This window comes from Nostoc sp. (assembly GCF_036916575.1).
Classification (GTDB): domain Bacteria; phylum Cyanobacteriota; class Cyanobacteriia; order Cyanobacteriales; family Nostocaceae; genus Nostoc.
The window spans coordinates 192,272-207,981 of record NZ_JBALGC010000104.1; the positions used below are offsets into that span (position 1 = coordinate 192,272).

Annotated in this window: 14 protein-coding genes; 9 read left to right on the forward strand and 5 right to left on the reverse strand. The window is 38.6% G+C overall.

The genetic code is table 11. The features are described from left to right. The first annotated feature begins 284 nt into the window (after nt 1–284). The 4 genes from V7L29_RS22335 to purT all read left to right on the forward strand — a co-directional run bounded on the left by V7L29_RS22335 (nt 285) and on the right by purT (nt 4,897). On the forward strand, nt 285–1,235 hold the full coding sequence (locus V7L29_RS22335) for an ABC transporter ATP-binding protein (RefSeq protein ID WP_334736870.1): 951 nt from the start codon (nt 285–287) through the stop codon (nt 1,233–1,235). Between the two features lie 44 nt (nt 1,236–1,279). Beyond that, complete coding sequence (locus V7L29_RS22340; RefSeq protein ID WP_334690332.1) at nt 1,280–3,028, forward strand: ABC transporter permease subunit; 1,749 nt, start codon at nt 1,280–1,282, stop codon at nt 3,026–3,028. A gap of 157 nt (nt 3,029–3,185) precedes the next feature. After that, a complete protein-coding gene (locus V7L29_RS22345) occupies nt 3,186–3,668 on the forward strand; it encodes a pentapeptide repeat-containing protein (protein WP_334690333.1) in 483 nt (160 codons plus the stop codon). A 65-nt stretch (nt 3,669–3,733) separates the two neighbouring features. Continuing rightward, nucleotides 3,734–4,897: a formate-dependent phosphoribosylglycinamide formyltransferase gene (purT, locus tag V7L29_RS22350; RefSeq protein WP_334736832.1), complete on the forward strand. Its 1,164-nt coding sequence runs from the start codon at nt 3,734–3,736 to the stop codon at nt 4,895–4,897. Nucleotides 4,898–5,049: 152 nt separating this feature from the next. Here purT and crtH read toward each other — a convergent pair whose 3' ends face one another. Continuing rightward, nucleotides 5,050–6,552 carry a carotenoid isomerase gene (gene crtH, locus V7L29_RS22355; RefSeq protein WP_334736833.1) on the reverse strand — a complete coding sequence of 501 codons (1,503 nt, stop codon included), beginning with the start codon at nt 6,550–6,552 and terminating at the stop codon, nt 5,050–5,052. Nucleotides 6,553–6,863: 311 nt separating this feature from the next. Between crtH and upp the strand changes: the two genes are divergently transcribed. From upp to V7L29_RS22370, 3 genes are all read left to right on the forward strand, one after another. Beyond that, nucleotides 6,864–7,514, forward strand: a complete 651-nt coding sequence (gene upp, locus V7L29_RS22360) for a uracil phosphoribosyltransferase (RefSeq protein ID WP_334736834.1) — start codon at nt 6,864–6,866, stop codon at nt 7,512–7,514. A gap of 74 nt (nt 7,515–7,588) precedes the next feature. After that, nucleotides 7,589–7,939, forward strand: coding sequence for a hypothetical protein (locus tag V7L29_RS22365; protein ID WP_334736835.1), 351 nt, complete (start codon nt 7,589–7,591; stop codon nt 7,937–7,939). 125 nt (nt 7,940–8,064) lie between these two features. Then, nucleotides 8,065–8,316, forward strand: a complete 252-nt coding sequence (locus V7L29_RS22370) for a YggT family protein (protein ID WP_334690337.1) — start codon at nt 8,065–8,067, stop codon at nt 8,314–8,316. Between the two features lie 84 nt (nt 8,317–8,400). Here V7L29_RS22370 and V7L29_RS22375 read toward each other — a convergent pair whose 3' ends face one another. After that, complete coding sequence (locus V7L29_RS22375; RefSeq protein WP_334736836.1) at nt 8,401–8,832, reverse strand: biotin carboxylase; 432 nt, start codon at nt 8,830–8,832, stop codon at nt 8,401–8,403. Nucleotides 8,833–8,968: 136 nt separating this feature from the next. On the opposite strand from V7L29_RS22375, the gene V7L29_RS22380 reads away from it, so the two are divergent. After that, entirely contained in the window at nt 8,969–9,580 is a 612-nt protein-coding gene (locus tag V7L29_RS22380; protein ID WP_334690339.1) for a hypothetical protein, read from the forward strand. A 119-nt stretch (nt 9,581–9,699) separates the two neighbouring features. On the opposite strand, the gene V7L29_RS22385 is transcribed toward V7L29_RS22380, so the two are convergent. After that, on the reverse strand, nt 9,700–10,902 hold the full coding sequence (locus V7L29_RS22385; RefSeq protein ID WP_334736871.1) for an alpha/beta hydrolase: 1,203 nt from the start codon (nt 10,900–10,902) through the stop codon (nt 9,700–9,702). 285 nt (nt 10,903–11,187) lie between these two features. Here V7L29_RS22385 and V7L29_RS22390 point away from each other — a divergent pair, with 285 nt between their 5' ends. Further along, nucleotides 11,188–12,750, forward strand: coding sequence for a nuclease-related domain-containing DEAD/DEAH box helicase (locus V7L29_RS22390; RefSeq protein WP_334736837.1), 1,563 nt, complete (start codon nt 11,188–11,190; stop codon nt 12,748–12,750). A 10-nt stretch (nt 12,751–12,760) separates the two neighbouring features. Here the strand turns inward: V7L29_RS22390 and V7L29_RS22395 are convergent, their stop codons facing one another. Together V7L29_RS22395 and V7L29_RS22400 are read right to left on the reverse strand one after the other, a co-directional pair. Next, nucleotides 12,761–14,476, reverse strand: coding sequence for an RNA-directed DNA polymerase (locus V7L29_RS22395; protein ID WP_334736838.1), 1,716 nt, complete (start codon nt 14,474–14,476; stop codon nt 12,761–12,763). 264 nt (nt 14,477–14,740) lie between these two features. Beyond that, nucleotides 14,741–15,625, reverse strand: coding sequence for a shikimate dehydrogenase (locus tag V7L29_RS22400; protein WP_334736839.1), 885 nt, complete (start codon nt 15,623–15,625; stop codon nt 14,741–14,743). Nucleotides 15,626–15,710: the final 85 nt, after the last annotated feature.

The window sequence follows — 15,710 nt, forward strand, 5'->3', positions numbered from 1 at the left end:
ATTAAGCGGGTGGGAATATAGCGGTTCTCGATCATAAGTAGGTAAGGCATACGTCCTACCTACTTTTGCTAAGTTATGACCTATTCCAAGCCTTGATGAAGGCAATCACTGAATGTCCACAAGCATTCATCATTACCCCATTTACCGTACCACTGACCGCAGAGCCTATAAAAGGCATCATTGCAGCTTTACATAAAACCAGTTTCAATTTCCGAAACAAGCCTGACAGAAGTTGTAGAAAAAGGTTAGGTTTAGTGTTAATCACAAGCCGCACCTCAGCAGCGATGGTAAAAGAATTAGCAATTTGCACCCGTGGACTAACTAAGCAATTTGACCGGCACGTTGCTGTCAATGATGTTGATTTAGAGATTCAGGCGGGGGAAGTATATGGATTGATTGGGCCGAATGGCGCGGGTAAAACAACTCTCATCCGCATGTTGGCAACTGCTGAGGAACCAACTACGGGTGAGATTTATATTAATGGCGATCGCCTACTCCGTGATAAGAGTAATCCCAAACTTAAGCGTCGTCTAGGCTACTTACCCGATGACTACCCGCTGTATGAGGATTTGACAGTTTGGGATTACTTAGATTATTTTGCGCGTTTGTATCGCTTGCGAGAACCACGCCGCACTCAACGTTTGCATGAAGTTTTAGAACTCATCCAACTTGGTAATAAACGCCACAGTCAGATTTCTACTCTTTCACGTGGGATGAAACAGCGCTTAAGTTTAGCGCGAACCATTATCCACGAACCGATTTTACTCCTACTAGATGAGCCTGTTTCTGGACTTGACCCCATTGCCAGGATGCAGTTTCGTGAAATTATTAAGGCTTTGCGAGAAGCTGGGATGACAATATTAATTTCTTCCCATGTTCTCAGTGATTTAGCGGAACTGTGTACTTCTGTAGGAATTATGGAACTTGGCTTTTTGGTGGAAAGTACCTCGTTACAACAACTTTATCAACGTCTTTCCCATCAGCAAATTGTGTTATCAACTTTGGATAATCTAGAGACACTTTTGAGTGAATTGAAACATCATCCTTTAGTAGAAGAGTGGGAGGTAATACCAGAAAAAAAGAGCGTGCGGGTAAATTTTTCAGGCAAACAGGAAGATAGTGCTGAGTTATTGCGATCGCTTATCAAAGCAGGCATTCCTCTGACTGATTTTCACTGCACGCAAGAAGACTTAGAAAGTATTTTCTTAAAATTAGGTCACAAACAAGCATCTTGATACGTCAATAAATATCACTCCCTATTTTTGGAGAATTTTTTGCTATGATGCCAAATTTGATAGATAAAATTGGTGATTGGAATCCGCAACTATTGCGGGAACTCAAAGGACGATTGAAATTTTTTAATGTTGCGATCACAGTTGCAACATCTCTACTGGTGCAAGTGGTAGTTTTTTTGTATCAGTTACGGGAGTTTCCTGATGATAAATACTCGCTTGATAGCACATACTGTCGTTCGACTCAAGTATTTGAGCAGCAAGAAAAACAGGCTTTCCAAAATGCTGACTTTAATGATTTAATCTCAAAGCAGATTTGCCCACAAAACGAAATTGATTGGCAGTTGTGGTGGCGCGACCATTGGGAATATATGTTTCTCTCGTTAAGTGTAATTTTTGTATTTACACTATTAGTTGCAGGAACTTATTTGCTAATCAACGATTTAGCCAAAGAAGAAACTCGCGGTACACTTAATTTCATCCGTCTCAGCCCTCAATCAGAAACAAGTATATTGACTGGTAAGTTGCTAGGAGTTCCAAGTTTAATTTATCTGATCATCTTAGTAGCAGTTCCTTTACATTTGTGGGCTGGGCGTTCTGCCAAAATTGCCTTTAGTTACATTTTGAGTTATTACGCAATTCTTGCTGCTAGCTGTATTTTCTTCTACAGTGCCGCACTATTATTTAGCTTAGTTAGTCGGTGGTTTAGTGGTTTTCAGCCTTGGTTAGGTAGTGGTGCAGTTTTCCTGTTTTTGTTGACAACGTTTCAGATAGCTTCATCTGATAATTTAGGCACTTGGCATAATTCAACAGCTTGGTTGAGGTTGTTTGCTCCTTGGGATGCAACAAACTATCTATTTCATAATTTGTTCCATTTCTACAAGGGTTCTCCCCTAAAAAACTTGCAGTTTTTCTATTTACCATTAGGGACGAGTATTGTTAGTGTTGTTGGCTTGCATTTATTGAACTTTGGATTGTGCAGTTACGGTATTTTGCAAGCTCTTAAACGTTGCTTCCGTAATCCTCAAGCCTCAATAATCACCAAGAAGCAAAGTTATTTACTAGTAGCTTTTTGCCAATTGATGATATGGGGATTTGCCCTACAAAATGGGAATAATAACACATGGGATGAACAGGTTGCGAAAAATTTCGTTTTGCTAGGACTGTACAACTTGGTGTTGATTTTAAGTTTAATTGCGGTTCTTTCTCCTCACCGTCAAGATATACAAGATTGGGCAAGATATCGACATCAGGGAGTTTCTAACCACAAGAGTATTTGGCAGGATCTAATTTGGTCTGAAAAAAGCCCTGCACTTGTAGCGATCGCTATTAATTTGACAATTGCTGCTATCCCCTGGTTAGTTTGGTTTTTACTTACATCTGTTGTTGACGCAAACAATAGCCGAACTGAGATTGTTAACGAGATTGACAGATTTAAAGTACTTTTAACTATAGCTTTATCCATCAGCTTAATGATGATTTATGCTACCATTGCCCAATTAATACTTTTGCTGAAAACTCCTAAGCGTTCTTTCTGGGCAATTGGGACTTTAGGTGCAGCCATGTTCTTACTACCAATGATTCTAGAATTGATCGGTATTTCGTCGTGGAAACATTCTACTGTATGGATGTTTACAACTTTTCCTTGGGCAGCTGTAGAATCCGCTGAGGTAACAACAGTTTTCATGGCACTCTTAGCCGATTTGAGTGTTCTAGCGTTGTTAAATTTCCAGTTGACAAGACAGGTGAGATTAGCAGGCGAATCTGCTACGAAAGCATTATTAGCAGGACGTTAGGTAAGTAGTTATCGATACATCTTAGATCCCCGACTTCTCAAAGAAGTCGGGGATCTTGTTTTTCATCAATGATTTAAGACTGTTATATTATCTATTATTTGCCTACATCCGCTGTTAAATTTTTAATCGCCACAAATATCACGACTATCTAAGAATTATGCTAAATCTTTCTACTCAAGACCTACGCTACACAGCTATCCAGTTTTTAGAACAAAGTCCGCCACAGCGTCTGCAAATTCTTAAACAACTGGGCATAGCTCGTTATGAGTTTTTAACCAATATACGACTCAATGAAGCAAATATCATTTGTATGATGCAGTTTTTGAAGTATCCAAGTCAGCTAAAGTTTCCTAATCTTATGGGAGCAGATTTATCTGGTTTAATTTTAGATGGCGTAAACTTCATCCGAGGAAATTTATCAGGCGCAAATTTACAAGGTAGCAGTTTAATCAATGCAGACCTTTTATTTGTAAATTTTACAAAAGCCGACTTGAGAAATGCAGATTTACGAGGTGCAACTCTGAACGAGACTATTTGGTTAGAGACTTTAGTAGATAAGTGTCAGCTTGGTGTAGGTATTGGTTTAAATCACTTACAACGTCAAGATTTACAATTGCGCGGAGCTATATTTAATTCTTGAGAAGATAGTAATTAAAACACGAAAAATTATAAGATGATTAAATTAAAATTGTCTTGGATAAGTTAATGAGTATTAAGTTGCCCCAAAAATTGATGTTGCTTGGTTCAGGAGAACTAGGCAAAGAATTTGCGATCGCTGCTCAACGTCTTGGTAATTATGTGATTGCCGTTGACCGCTATGCCAACGCTCCAGCGATGCAAGTTGCTGATGCTGATGAAGTTATTTCTATGCTCAGTGCTGATGATCTAGAAGCTGTAGTCACAAAATATCAGCCAGATATTATTATACCAGAAATTGAAGCAATCAGAACAGAAAAACTTCTGGAATTTGAGCAGCGAGGGATTACAGTTATACCAACTGCGGCTGCTACTAACTATACAATGAACCGCGATAGAATTCGGGAACTGGCACATCAAGAATTGGGCATCAGAACGGCTAAATATGGATATGCAACAACTCTAGAAGAATTGATTACAGTTTCTGATCAAATTGGGTTTAGTAATGTTGTTAAACCTGTGATATCATCTTCTGGTAAAGGTCAGTCAGTAGTCCAGGATAAGAGTGAGGTTGAGAGGGCTTGGAATTATGCGATCGCTAATTCTAGAGGAGACAGTCAAAAGGTGATAATAGAAGAATTTATTAACTTTGAGATTGAGATAACTTTACTGACAATTAAACAGTGGAATGCACCGACAATTTTTTGTTCTCCTATTGGTCATCGCCAAGAACGAGGCGATTATCAAGAATCGTGGCAACCCGCATTAATTTCTGAAGACAAGATATTAAAAGCTCAAGAAATAGCCATAAAAGTTACCAATGCTCTAGGAGGAGCCGGAATTTTTGGCGTTGAATTTTTTATTACTAAAGATGAAGTGATTTTTTCCGAACTTTCTCCTAGACCGCACGATACGGGAATGGTGACACTAATCTCACAAAATCTCAATGAATTTGAACTACATTTAAGAGCAATTTTAGGCTTGCCAATTCCTCATATAGAACAGCTAGGAGCAGCAGCCAGTGCGGTAATTTTAGCCTCAGAAAAATCTGATTCTATCGCTTTTAGTGGTGTAGCCGATGCTTTGTTAGAAAAAGATGTAGATATCAGATTATTTGGTAAACCTAATGCTCATCCATATCGGCGAATGGGTGTAGCTTTAGCGAAGGGTGTTAATGTCCAAGAGGCTAGGGAAAAAGCTACTAGAGCAGCAAGTCAAATCACAATTATCTAATTACCGCAGAAGCGCACAGCTATAGCAAGGGACTGGGGAACACGTGGCGCTCTCTGGGGATAAGGGGGAATGGGGACTGGGGACTGGGTGAAAAGTCTTTTTATGTCTAGGTTTTATTATCTGTTAATGTCCTAAGCACCTTGGCGTAAGTCCTAAAGTCCTAAATCTACGGCAATACGGTGGGCGCAAGCAAACCCAGAAAAAGCGACTGCATTCAACCCTTGACCCGGAAAGGTACTATCCCCTACACAATAAAGTCCTGGAATCGCTGTGCGATTAAAGGGCATGTTCAATAACCCCCACAACTTACGCCGGGGAATTGGGCCATATGTGCCATCCTCACGACCCAAAAAGCGGCGATGGGTGCGGGGTGTGCCTACCTCCAGATAATCCAATCCAGCATCTAAGCCTGGAAAAATTTTCTCTAGGCGGTCAATAATTCGCCAAGCCGCTTCTTCTTTCTTCGCTTCGTACTTACTCAAAGAAAGTTTTTGCCAATCATCAATCCAGTGAGGCGTGAAGGCATGAATGATATGATATCCACTTGGTGCTAAATCTGGGTCAAGCAATGTGGGAATCGAAACAAAAACTGTGCCTTCCACTGCTGTCATCTTTTCCCAATCTTCCAGTAAAATATGGTGACACTCTGTCCCCGCAGGCAGAACTGACTCCTTTACCCCCATGTGCAAACTCAAAAAGCTTGGAGATTTTTCATAATTTTGTTGCCATTTTTTCTCATTATCTGGTATTTCTTCCGCTGGTAGTAATTTTTCAAATGTATCCCAACGTGTAGCATTAGAAACTATACGTTTACCCCGATATACTTTATCATTAGCCAGTTGCACACCTACCGCTTTTCCCTGTTCTGTGATAATTTTCGTGACTCTAGCTTGGTACTGAATCTTACCTCCAGCCTTCTCTAGACCTTCCACCAGTTTTTGAGCAATTTGTCCCACTCCGCCTTTGGGATAGTTAACTCCGCCATAATGCCTGTCAGAAAAGACCATCCCAGCATTAATCATTGGTGTCATGTCTGATGGAACCACCGACCAGCAATAACATTCCATATCGATAAATTTCAATAATTGCGGGTCTTTAATGTAGCACCGCGCCACGTCCCCGGCATTTTGGGGGAGATACTTAGCTAAACCGAGACACGCTAAAGGATGCTGGAAAAATACTCGCAGTAGATACCGAGGTTCTTCCAGCGACAGCAAATCCATGCTGTTAAGACACTTGAATACTTTTTGGCATTCGTCATAAAAGCGACGAATTCCCTGTTCTTCATGGCGAAAATGAGTAATAAGATTTTGCAAAAATTTTTCATAAACCCGGTCAACCTTCAGGTTTAAACCTTGGGGTAGATGATAGTGAATCTGCACCGGATCTGCGATCGCATCTTGGCTGACATTTACAGCTGATAATGCACGGGTGAGTAAGTTAGTAGTACCATTTTGTCCTAGTCCAAAAATCATCGATGCGCCAACATCGAATCGATAGCCTTGGCGTTCAAAATAACCAGCGCTACCACCTGGAATCAAATAACGTTCCAGTACCAGCACTTTCGCTCCCTTCGCTGCTAACTGGGTCGCCGTTACTAATCCGCCAATCCCAGACCCAATCACGATCACATCAATATCTTGCATTTTTGTCATTGGTCATTGGTCATTAGTCATTAGTCATTGATCATTGGGTATTGCTTATTTCTCTTTCTGCTCCCCATGCTCCCTCCAATCATAAAAAAGAGGGACGAGCCTGCTGCTGCTGGCTAATCCCGTCTGCCGATCCTTAAAAGAGAGGAGAACACTGTATAACAATATAGCCTTGATTGAGAATTAATGTCAACTGCTAATGAAAAGTGTTATCAATAAAATTGAGAGTGTTAATTTTAGCTGTCAGCCGGATGCAGGAAAGAGTATTATGGTGTTTCAGTTCTTATACAATAAAAAGGCGCCTATTTCTGGCTATGACGCTACAATTGCGCGTTTATGTTCCACCCCATCCCCTGATAAAACACTGGCTGGCAGTTGCCCGTGATGCAGGCACACCTTCAGTATTATTTCGCAGTGCGATGATTGAATTGGGAAGATGGCTGACTTATGAAGCTGCGCGAGACTGGTTGCCCACTCAAGAAACATCGGTGCAGAGTCCCTTGGATACCTGTCCAGCAACGGTGATTGATCTGCAAGTGCCTATAGCAGTAGTGCCGATTCTACGGGCTGGACTAGGATTACTTGAGGGAGCGCAGACTTTATTACCTTTAGCATCGATTTATCATCTGGGCTTGGCGCGAGACGAACAGACACTGCAACCTCATTGTTATCTGAACAAGTTACCAGAAAAATTTGACCCCCAAACACGAGTGTTAATTACCGATCCAATGTTGGCAACTGGAGGATCGATCATGGCTGCAATGGCAGAATTGACACAACGGGGTGCTGATCCAGCCCTAATGCGAATTGTTTGTGTAGTAGCGGCTCCACCAGCTTTGCAAAAATTGAGTGAAGCTTATCCAGGTTTAATAATTTACACGGCGACTATTGACGAAAAACTGAACAGCAAGGGGTATATTGTACCGGGATTGGGAGATGCAGGCGATCGCATTTTTGGGACTTAAGCTAGTATGCAGCTAGGGCAGGAAATAGCATAACTACTGTAAAAGTTGCAAGATTTGTTGAAGGCGGTAAAGATATGAGTCAGCGAGATGGTTTTGCCAGTGGTTTTGTCGTAGGGGCGTTTGTTGGTGGCGTATTTGGTGGTGTTATAGGGGCACTGATTGCTTCTCGACGCGACCCCCAATTGCTAGCAGAGGAGGAGACAGAACTGACAGATAGCCAAGTCGAAGCTAAGAAGATAGCAGCAAAGCGGCGTCAGATGAAAGCCTCAGAAAGTGAGAATATCGGTATAGAAACGGCTAGGCGATCGCTAGAAGATAAAATTGCTCAACTCAATGCCACAATTGACGAAGTGCGAAAGCAATTAGGAAATGTCAATGGAAATTCATCACAGACAAACGAGCGCTCTCTCACTAAAGACTCCTAAAGTAAGTTTAGGTGTGGTGAAAATGTCAAGTGTGGTAAGTGCCAATCCGCAGACACTATGACATGGACTAAATTAAAATTAATGATAAGACCGCGTTTGACACTTAGCAGGAAACCAACAAATCCATGTACCTTCTAATTAACACTCTGGCTACTTTCATCCAGATTTATACTCTTTTACTAATTATTCGGGTTTTATTGACCTGGTTCCCCAATATCAACTGGTACAACCAACCATTTACCACTTTGAGCCAGATAACTGACCCTTATCTGAATCTGTTCCGCTCGATCATTCCCCCATTGGGCGGTATGGATTTTTCTCCAATGTTAGCTATTATACTGCTTCAAATAGTAGGTGGTGGTCTGCAAGCCGTTTAATAACACAGAATTTGCAGTTTGCTACACTTCAAGTAAAACATTTTTAGTCTGGGCTAATTAAGTCCAGACTTTTTAAAGTATCTATTAACGTCGCACTTGACCGCTAAATCCGGCTGCTTTAAATTGCTTCAGCTTCAACGGAGTAGGCTGATTCGCAGGTACAGAAATTCTAAATTCAAAATCGCTAATGCCTGGTGGCACCTCACCAATAGAACCTAAGCGAGTGCGGTTTTGCATCACCGAGTCATTGTTAGCATCATAGATGCGTCCAAAAATATCTGCGTCGTAGACTGTTTTATTAGTGCCATTTTCTGCTTTGCCAATGACCAGAAAACAATTGGCAGCCGCGCTACCACTACTAATAACAGCCCCTTGTGCGAGTTCTGGTGGACAATCTTTATAAGAAACATCAAATAATTTAATCTGTGTCAACGCTACAGCAGCAGGAGTGATCACCCACGATAGAAAGGTGATGAGACAGGAAATAAAAACGACCGTGAGTGAGCGCAAGCGCATAAAAGACCCCGTGACTTAATCCAACAATATGTAATTTATAACCTCAGCTTACCTGAATTTAACTACAAGGGGATTGGAGACTTTAATTTAACTTTTGTAATAATTAGGGAAATAAATCCTCAATTGCTATTAACTTATGACTCCAGATGAGATTGAAGTAGCTATGCTTGCAGCCTTTAATGATTGTGATATAGCAAGCTGTCCTCTCACTGACACGCAGAAACAGATATTATTGCAAGTCGTCGAGCTAATTCAGGGAAATTCTACCTCTGCGGCGTCAGGTATTGCTAATCCCTTAGACGAACTTACCCCAGAGGAGTTAGAAGCATTTTTAGAGTTTGTTAAGGATGAAGAACAACGCAACCGCACTTGGAAAGTGCAATTACTCAACGACTGGCTGCTAGAAAATGACTCTGGAACAGTACAATTTATTCGGCAACGCTATGGTTTACAGTGGCTCAATCGTGTTGAGTCATATCATTTTGATAAGTATTCTTATTTTGAGGATGCGCTAAAGCTGAGAGTAGGCGATCGCATTGAAGTTTCTAATGCACTATGGGAATGGGTGCAAGAGGATGGGCCTTGTAAGCGCGAATGGTTTCCTTGTATGGTGATTCAGGTTGAGGAAATTAGCAACGGTGATGATACCTCTACTAATTGCGTCGTCCGCTTCTTCAACGGCGCTGAGTATGAAATTCAAGGAATATATGAATGGAATCGCTACAATTGGCGCTGGCCGCAAAAATAGTGAGGAGTGAGGAGAGACGCGATTAATCACGTCTGTACAGGAGTTAGGAGTAAATCATTGAGTCTTTAAACTCCATTAATGAGGCTTTAAGCTCTGACTGCTGCTGTAAGTTAATGAAATTATTGCTTAAACAACGCCCAAGCCAAAAATCTCTCGGTATAATATAACGCTAATTGATTGCTTACACCGTTGAAAACCGCATCAAAAACGTGTTCTGCCCAAGGAATTTCTAGAAAAACCGCAGTATTACCAGAATTATGTAAACTTTCGTACATTTGTTTGCCAAATTGCGCTTGCACTAAATGATCGCGACTGCCGTAAATTAATAAAGTTGATGGTAAAGGGTGTGTCAGATAATTTATCGGTGAAGCAATTTTATACTGATTAGGCAATTCTTCTAGAGAACCACCGAGAAATGTTTTTAAAACAGCGTGGGTGTTGATCGGATCGGGATTTGGTGGTATTTTGTATCCTTCAGTTAAGTTAACAGGCCCGTAATAGTTGACCACACCACGAATGGGTGGTGCATCTGGTTGATAAGCAGCTAGCATTGCTAGGTGTGCTCCCGCAGAACGTCCTAAAAGTACCATACGTTCTGGATCGGCTTCATATTCAGCTGCATGTTTGCGAATAAAATTTAGGGCTGTACGCACGTCATCTAACTGAGCTGGAAACCGATATTTAGGTGCGTGTCGATAGTTGATCGCAAATACTGTATATCCTTGATGAGCGATATATTGATTAAACTCGGAGTTTGCGTGAGGATTACCATATTGCCAAGCTCCACCATAAATTACTACCACTGCTGGATATTTCCCTACCTCTGGGGGTTGGTAAACTTCCATTTTTAAAGGCACTCCCGCAGGAGAAGCAAAAAGAATATCTTTTTGATGACGTGTTTGGCCTAATGCAATACCCCCGAAAAAATTAACTAAGTTAAAGGGATGAGTTTGCATCTTAGCTCTTACTTGGACTGGAATTTGCTCTAGATAATTTGTTCCCAACCCTTGTTTCATCGCTTTAGCCATCTGTATTTGAGTTAGTGGAATATTCACTAACACCCATCCACAAATTAACAATCCTATCAAACTGAAAATACAAGCTAAACGCTGTAGTTTCCGGTGACGGATGTAGAAGAAAGAAAACAATAAAGAGAGCAAATTTAATAACAATAACCAAGGACTGACTTCTGGCGCTCCCACTGCTAAGGTGAGTAAAAACATATTTGGAGCAGAAACAATAATCCAAGAACTAAGAAGTAAACTTGCAAAACTTAGTAATAATACAAGCCATGATAAAAGTATTTTGGGTTGAGCAAACATAAACGGAATAAATGACATCAATGATGTGTTCTGTAAAGACGTTATATCGGTCAAAATAAACTCTGGTCACGCCAGTTTTGCCGATTGTGATCGACAACTACTCAGTTCCTTGGTACACAGCTTTATATTTTTATTTCATTTTGGCTGTGATCGCAGTACCATGATAAAGCTTGATTAATATTCCATTAGATTGTTATCGTAATGTAACATAATGAATGACTAAATGATAATGTACAGAGTAATATTGCAAAGGAGCTAATTATCTTAACTTGGAATTGAATTGTTATGGCAAGAATGATTCCCGAAAAACTATCGTTAACGACAAAGAGCAGTGCTGAAAAGAAACTATTTCAATTTTTTGCAAAAGACCTTGCTGATGATTATATTGTTTTTCATGGAGCATGGTGGCAGCATATCAAATATGTTGTTCAAGACAGAGAAGCTGACTTCATAATTATTCATCCTGATAAAGGAATACTTGTAGTAGAAGCTAAAGCAGGAGAGATCAGATATGATTCTGTTGATAAGGCTTGGTATCAGAACCAAATTAGGATGAAAATATCTCCATTTGAGCAAGTTAGACAGATTAGATATAAGTTTCTAGAGTTTCTTAGTAAATACAGCGAATTTTCAGTGCAAGATTTCTGTATTGGACAATGTGTAGCTTTCCCTGATGTCGATGAAGTTATAAATGGACTACCTTCGGAAGCACCACAAGAAATATTACTTTTACGTCCTCAAATAAAAAATGTTAACAGTTGGGTTTCTTCCGTTTTCAGTTACTACGCGAAAGGAAAAGTTATAAAACTTGGAAAGAATCGGACAGAAAAAATTGTTAACCTTATATCTCCAAGTACTAAGTTTAGAAAATATATCGCTAATGATATTAGTGAGATAAAAGAAGAGATTCTTCAATTAACAGAGCAACAATTCAACATCTTGGATTACCTGTATCATCATTCTAAATGCATAATTTTAGGATGTGCTGGTTCAGGTAAGACTCAATTAGCAATAGAAAAAGCTAGAAGGTTGTGTCAACATAAGATAAAAACGTTAGTAATTTGTAAATCTAATAATCTTTCACTATATCTTGCAGCATCATTGCAACATGAAATCCAATCAGGGTACTGCGTGGTTTATAGCTATGAAGAAATAAAGACAAAAAATTATAAGGTTAAATTTGAGTTTACAGCAATCATTGTTGATGAAGGACAAGACTTTGAGTATCAGGAAATTAATGGCTTGAACAAGTTGATTCCAGATGATGGAATATTTTACATTTTTCAAGATAGTAATCAAAATATTTCAAAAAATGCAAATAAATTTGCACTTGCGGTAATCCCAAATGTTTTGGATAAAAACTGCCGAAATACTGACAAAATATTTAAATATGCAGAGCCATTTGTATCCTGTACTCATCCAATAAAAAGTTCATCTATTGAGGGAAGAAATGTTGTACAACGACTATATCAAGAGACAAATCAGATATTTAATATTTTAGAAGAAGATATTCTAAATTTAGTTGATAAAGAAAATATTATTCCTAACCAAATTGTTATATTAACTGATATGTATCCATTGGTTAAATCCATACTTTCAGATGATTTACATATCAATCGTTTTCATCTCAAGCAGTATTCATTTTCTAATAAAGATCCAAATACTCTTCAGTGGTCGAATGTAGGGATGTATAAGGGACTGGAAAGTGATGTTATAATCCTATTCTTTGAGAAGACAAAAACATTAATCCCAAGTAAATGGGATATTGCAAACAAATATATCGGAGCAACAAGAGCAAAAACCTTTCTTATTATTTATGAAACTCCTGACCCAGAAATTGACTTTTAACGTATTCATTTTACTGAAAAATAATACTTTCAGATTCATTTTCTATTTCACTCTCTTCCAAAATTTCTTCAAAAGAGACTAACCGTGAAGAACCTTGGAAACATAAAGTTCCAATCTGATAAACAGCATTTTGGATTGGTTCTGGTATTGGACGTTTTAAACTTTTAGATACAAAATCTTCTAATTGTCGATGATCTTTGAAAAGTAGATAATAAGCATATATACAGTTCAATTGTAATGCCATACAACTGATTTTCATTAACTTAGTTATGTGTTCAATAATTCTTTGTTTTATATTTTTTCTTGTAGACATTATTTCTACATAAGTTAATGCCCCTTTTCGTGGCTTAACTAGATGATGAATGATTCTAGTCTTGATAAATGTATTTACAAGCTCATCATCAAATACAGCGAAAAGATATTTAAGGCTAATCCTTTGAACATCATCACTATAATCTTGAGATAAAAACTTTACAAATAACCAAGAGTATAACTTCCAATGTTTTGGATACTTTTTCGATAATTGATAAAGCCATTCTACATGCTCACTAAATATTTGAGTTTTTAGCTCTATGCCTAATGGAATTTCATTCAAAAACTTACCAAATTGTTTTGCTTTATCCTCATTATCAATATCTTCTATTTTCAAAAATCCTGTTTGATGGTCTGAATAATAAGATTTTTTATGCATACTTACTTTTTCTGAATCAATTTCTTTTATTAGGTCTATCTTGTCTACCTTTTTTTCTTGCTTACTTTCATCATATTCCTCTTCTTGAAATGGCATTGCAGAAACTCCACTTTCCTTTGACTCTTCAATAAAATTAATTATTTCTTCCTCAGCTTCTATAACCTTGGTTTTTGAAGCATTCAAATTTATCCCTATCTTTAAAAGAAATTCTTGTAATATTATTGAAGCTTTCACCGCATCATTTTTACAAACAGTAAAAATGCGGAAATCATCTACATATCTTCCAAAGTTTATACCCAAGTTAAATAATGCTTCATCGGCTTCTTTCAGAAATATATTGGCTATAAATCCCTCGGCTTCATTTCCTATCGGTATACCTTGACTATTATGTGTTTCACTAAGTTTCCCATCCACAATTGAGTAGTAACAAATTTTGAACTTTAATGTTTTACCAAAAAAAATCAAAAAAGGTGTATCTTTTCCTATATTAATTTGTCTTGAAATCGCTAATAGTAAGTATTCGTGCGATATAGAATCATAAAAAGATGATATATCGGTTTTCAACATACAATTATTGTTCTCAACTTGTGCTAATTGCCAATGTATAAATTCTTTAAAACCTTCATAGTAAGGCTTATATAAATATCCCTTAGATTTTTTATTTTTTTCACTATTTCTCTCAAGGCGATATGAAAAGCAATTTTGAACAAACGTAAAATCTAATAGTTCAGCTAATACAGATACAAAAATAAATTTGATTACTAAGTCTTTAAATGGAGTATATATCATTCTCCTAAAGAACATATCTGATTTTGGTAGATAGTAAGAAAATGCTGTTTCTGCATCATATAAGTTTGGATTTTCAAGAGATAATTTAATTTCTTGAAACAATTTTTCTTTATTTTGCCTATAGTAATCTATCTCAATAAAGTTACAGTAAGAATCACAATTAATTCTGTAAGAAATGGTATATACATAAGCTTTTTCAAAAACTTCTCTCTTTTTTATCTGCTCAATCAAAAAATCTTTATTCATTAGATTGTCTACATTAAAAGTGCTTTTGTTGGCTTTAAGTAAGTCTAATCTAACATCTACCGTTCTGCCAATTCGCTACACATCCTCCAACGATCACCCACCAGAACACAGGTTGTGAGATTTGAACGTTTTTCAACTGGTGCGGCATGAAGAATGCCCACTCACAATCAACGGCTAGTTGGCAAGAATTAATGTCTTAAACGTCAGCGATCGCGCATCGAGTTTACCCTGTCTGCGATGCAGCGCGATTAAATTGTTTCTCCATCAACCCAAACCTAGATGGTTTATCAACGCTTGGCGCATCACTTCTACAGGCACAGTTTCCTGCTGCAACCAGATTTTTAATGCTGCTACCCCTTGTTGAACTAGCATTTCTAATCCATCGATCGCAATTGCACCTTGTTTTTCTGCTTGCTTTAGAAATTGCGTCGGTTTAGGGATATATATTAAATCGTAAGCGATCGCACCCGTTGGTAAATTCGCTATTTCCTCTACACTCAAAGGCGACTTATCAACGTTGGGATACATACCTATAGGGGTTGTGTTTACCAGCAAATTAGCTTGGGGAATTAGCTTTGAAAGTTCTTCCCATTGATCAACTTGTAAATTCTCACTTATGGTTGAATTGTTCCAACTCTTGCCAAATTCTTGTAATTTCTGCACATTCCGCCCAACAACGTGAATTTTGGCAAAACCTAGCTGGTGACAACCTGCTACAACTGCTCTTGCTGCGCCACCATTGCCTAAAATTACCGCTACCTTCTGATTCCAATCCTGCTTATACGTTGTCTGCAAAGGAGCGATAAATCCTTCTATATCTGTGTTTGTCCCCACCCATTTATTATCTTGGCGACTAACAGTATTCACTGCGCCTATAGCTTGAGCCAGAGGTGTAATTTCTGAGAGTAGGGGTATGATTGCCTGTTTATGAGGTATTGTGACATTAAAGCCGACAACCCCAATAGCGGCGAAACCTGCGATCGCCACTTCTAAATTTTGTGGTTCGATTGGAAAGGGGAGATAAACGTAATCTAATCCTAAATGAGCGATCGCTGCATTATGCATCACTGGCGATAGCGAATGTTCCACCGGATGTCCAATGACTCCTATTAGTTTAGTTTTGCCTGTAATTAATCTTTCTTTAGTCATTAGTTACTAGTCATTAGTTATTAGTCATAGGGCATAGCTCATCTCCCCAATCCCCATTACCCTTAATCCCCACTCCCTTTGAGGG

Bases quoted from the DNA above. Each gene is read 5' to 3' on its own strand.
- V7L29_RS22335 (WP_334736870.1), top strand. From the start codon at position 285: ATGGTAAAAGAATTAGCAATTTGCACCCGTGGACTAACTAAGCAATTT.
- V7L29_RS22340 (WP_334690332.1), top strand. From the start codon at position 1,280: ATGATGCCAAATTTGATAGATAAAATTGGTGATTGGAATCCGCAACTA.
- V7L29_RS22345 (WP_334690333.1), top strand. From the start codon at position 3,186: ATGCTAAATCTTTCTACTCAAGACCTACGCTACACAGCTATCCAGTTT.
- purT (WP_334736832.1), top strand. From the start codon at position 3,734: ATGAGTATTAAGTTGCCCCAAAAATTGATGTTGCTTGGTTCAGGAGAA.
- crtH (WP_334736833.1), bottom strand. From the start codon at position 6,552: ATGACAAAAATGCAAGATATTGATGTGATCGTGATTGGGTCTGGGATT.
- upp (WP_334736834.1), top strand. From the start codon at position 6,864: ATGACGCTACAATTGCGCGTTTATGTTCCACCCCATCCCCTGATAAAA.
- V7L29_RS22365 (WP_334736835.1), top strand. From the start codon at position 7,589: ATGAGTCAGCGAGATGGTTTTGCCAGTGGTTTTGTCGTAGGGGCGTTT.
- V7L29_RS22370 (WP_334690337.1), top strand. From the start codon at position 8,065: ATGTACCTTCTAATTAACACTCTGGCTACTTTCATCCAGATTTATACT.
- V7L29_RS22375 (WP_334736836.1), bottom strand. From the start codon at position 8,832: ATGCGCTTGCGCTCACTCACGGTCGTTTTTATTTCCTGTCTCATCACC.
- V7L29_RS22380 (WP_334690339.1), top strand. From the start codon at position 8,969: ATGACTCCAGATGAGATTGAAGTAGCTATGCTTGCAGCCTTTAATGAT.
- V7L29_RS22385 (WP_334736871.1), bottom strand. From the start codon at position 10,902: ATGTTTGCTCAACCCAAAATACTTTTATCATGGCTTGTATTATTACTA.
- V7L29_RS22390 (WP_334736837.1), top strand. From the start codon at position 11,188: ATGGCAAGAATGATTCCCGAAAAACTATCGTTAACGACAAAGAGCAGT.
- V7L29_RS22395 (WP_334736838.1), bottom strand. From the start codon at position 14,476: ATGAATAAAGATTTTTTGATTGAGCAGATAAAAAAGAGAGAAGTTTTT.
- V7L29_RS22400 (WP_334736839.1), bottom strand. From the start codon at position 15,625: ATGACTAAAGAAAGATTAATTACAGGCAAAACTAAACTAATAGGAGTC.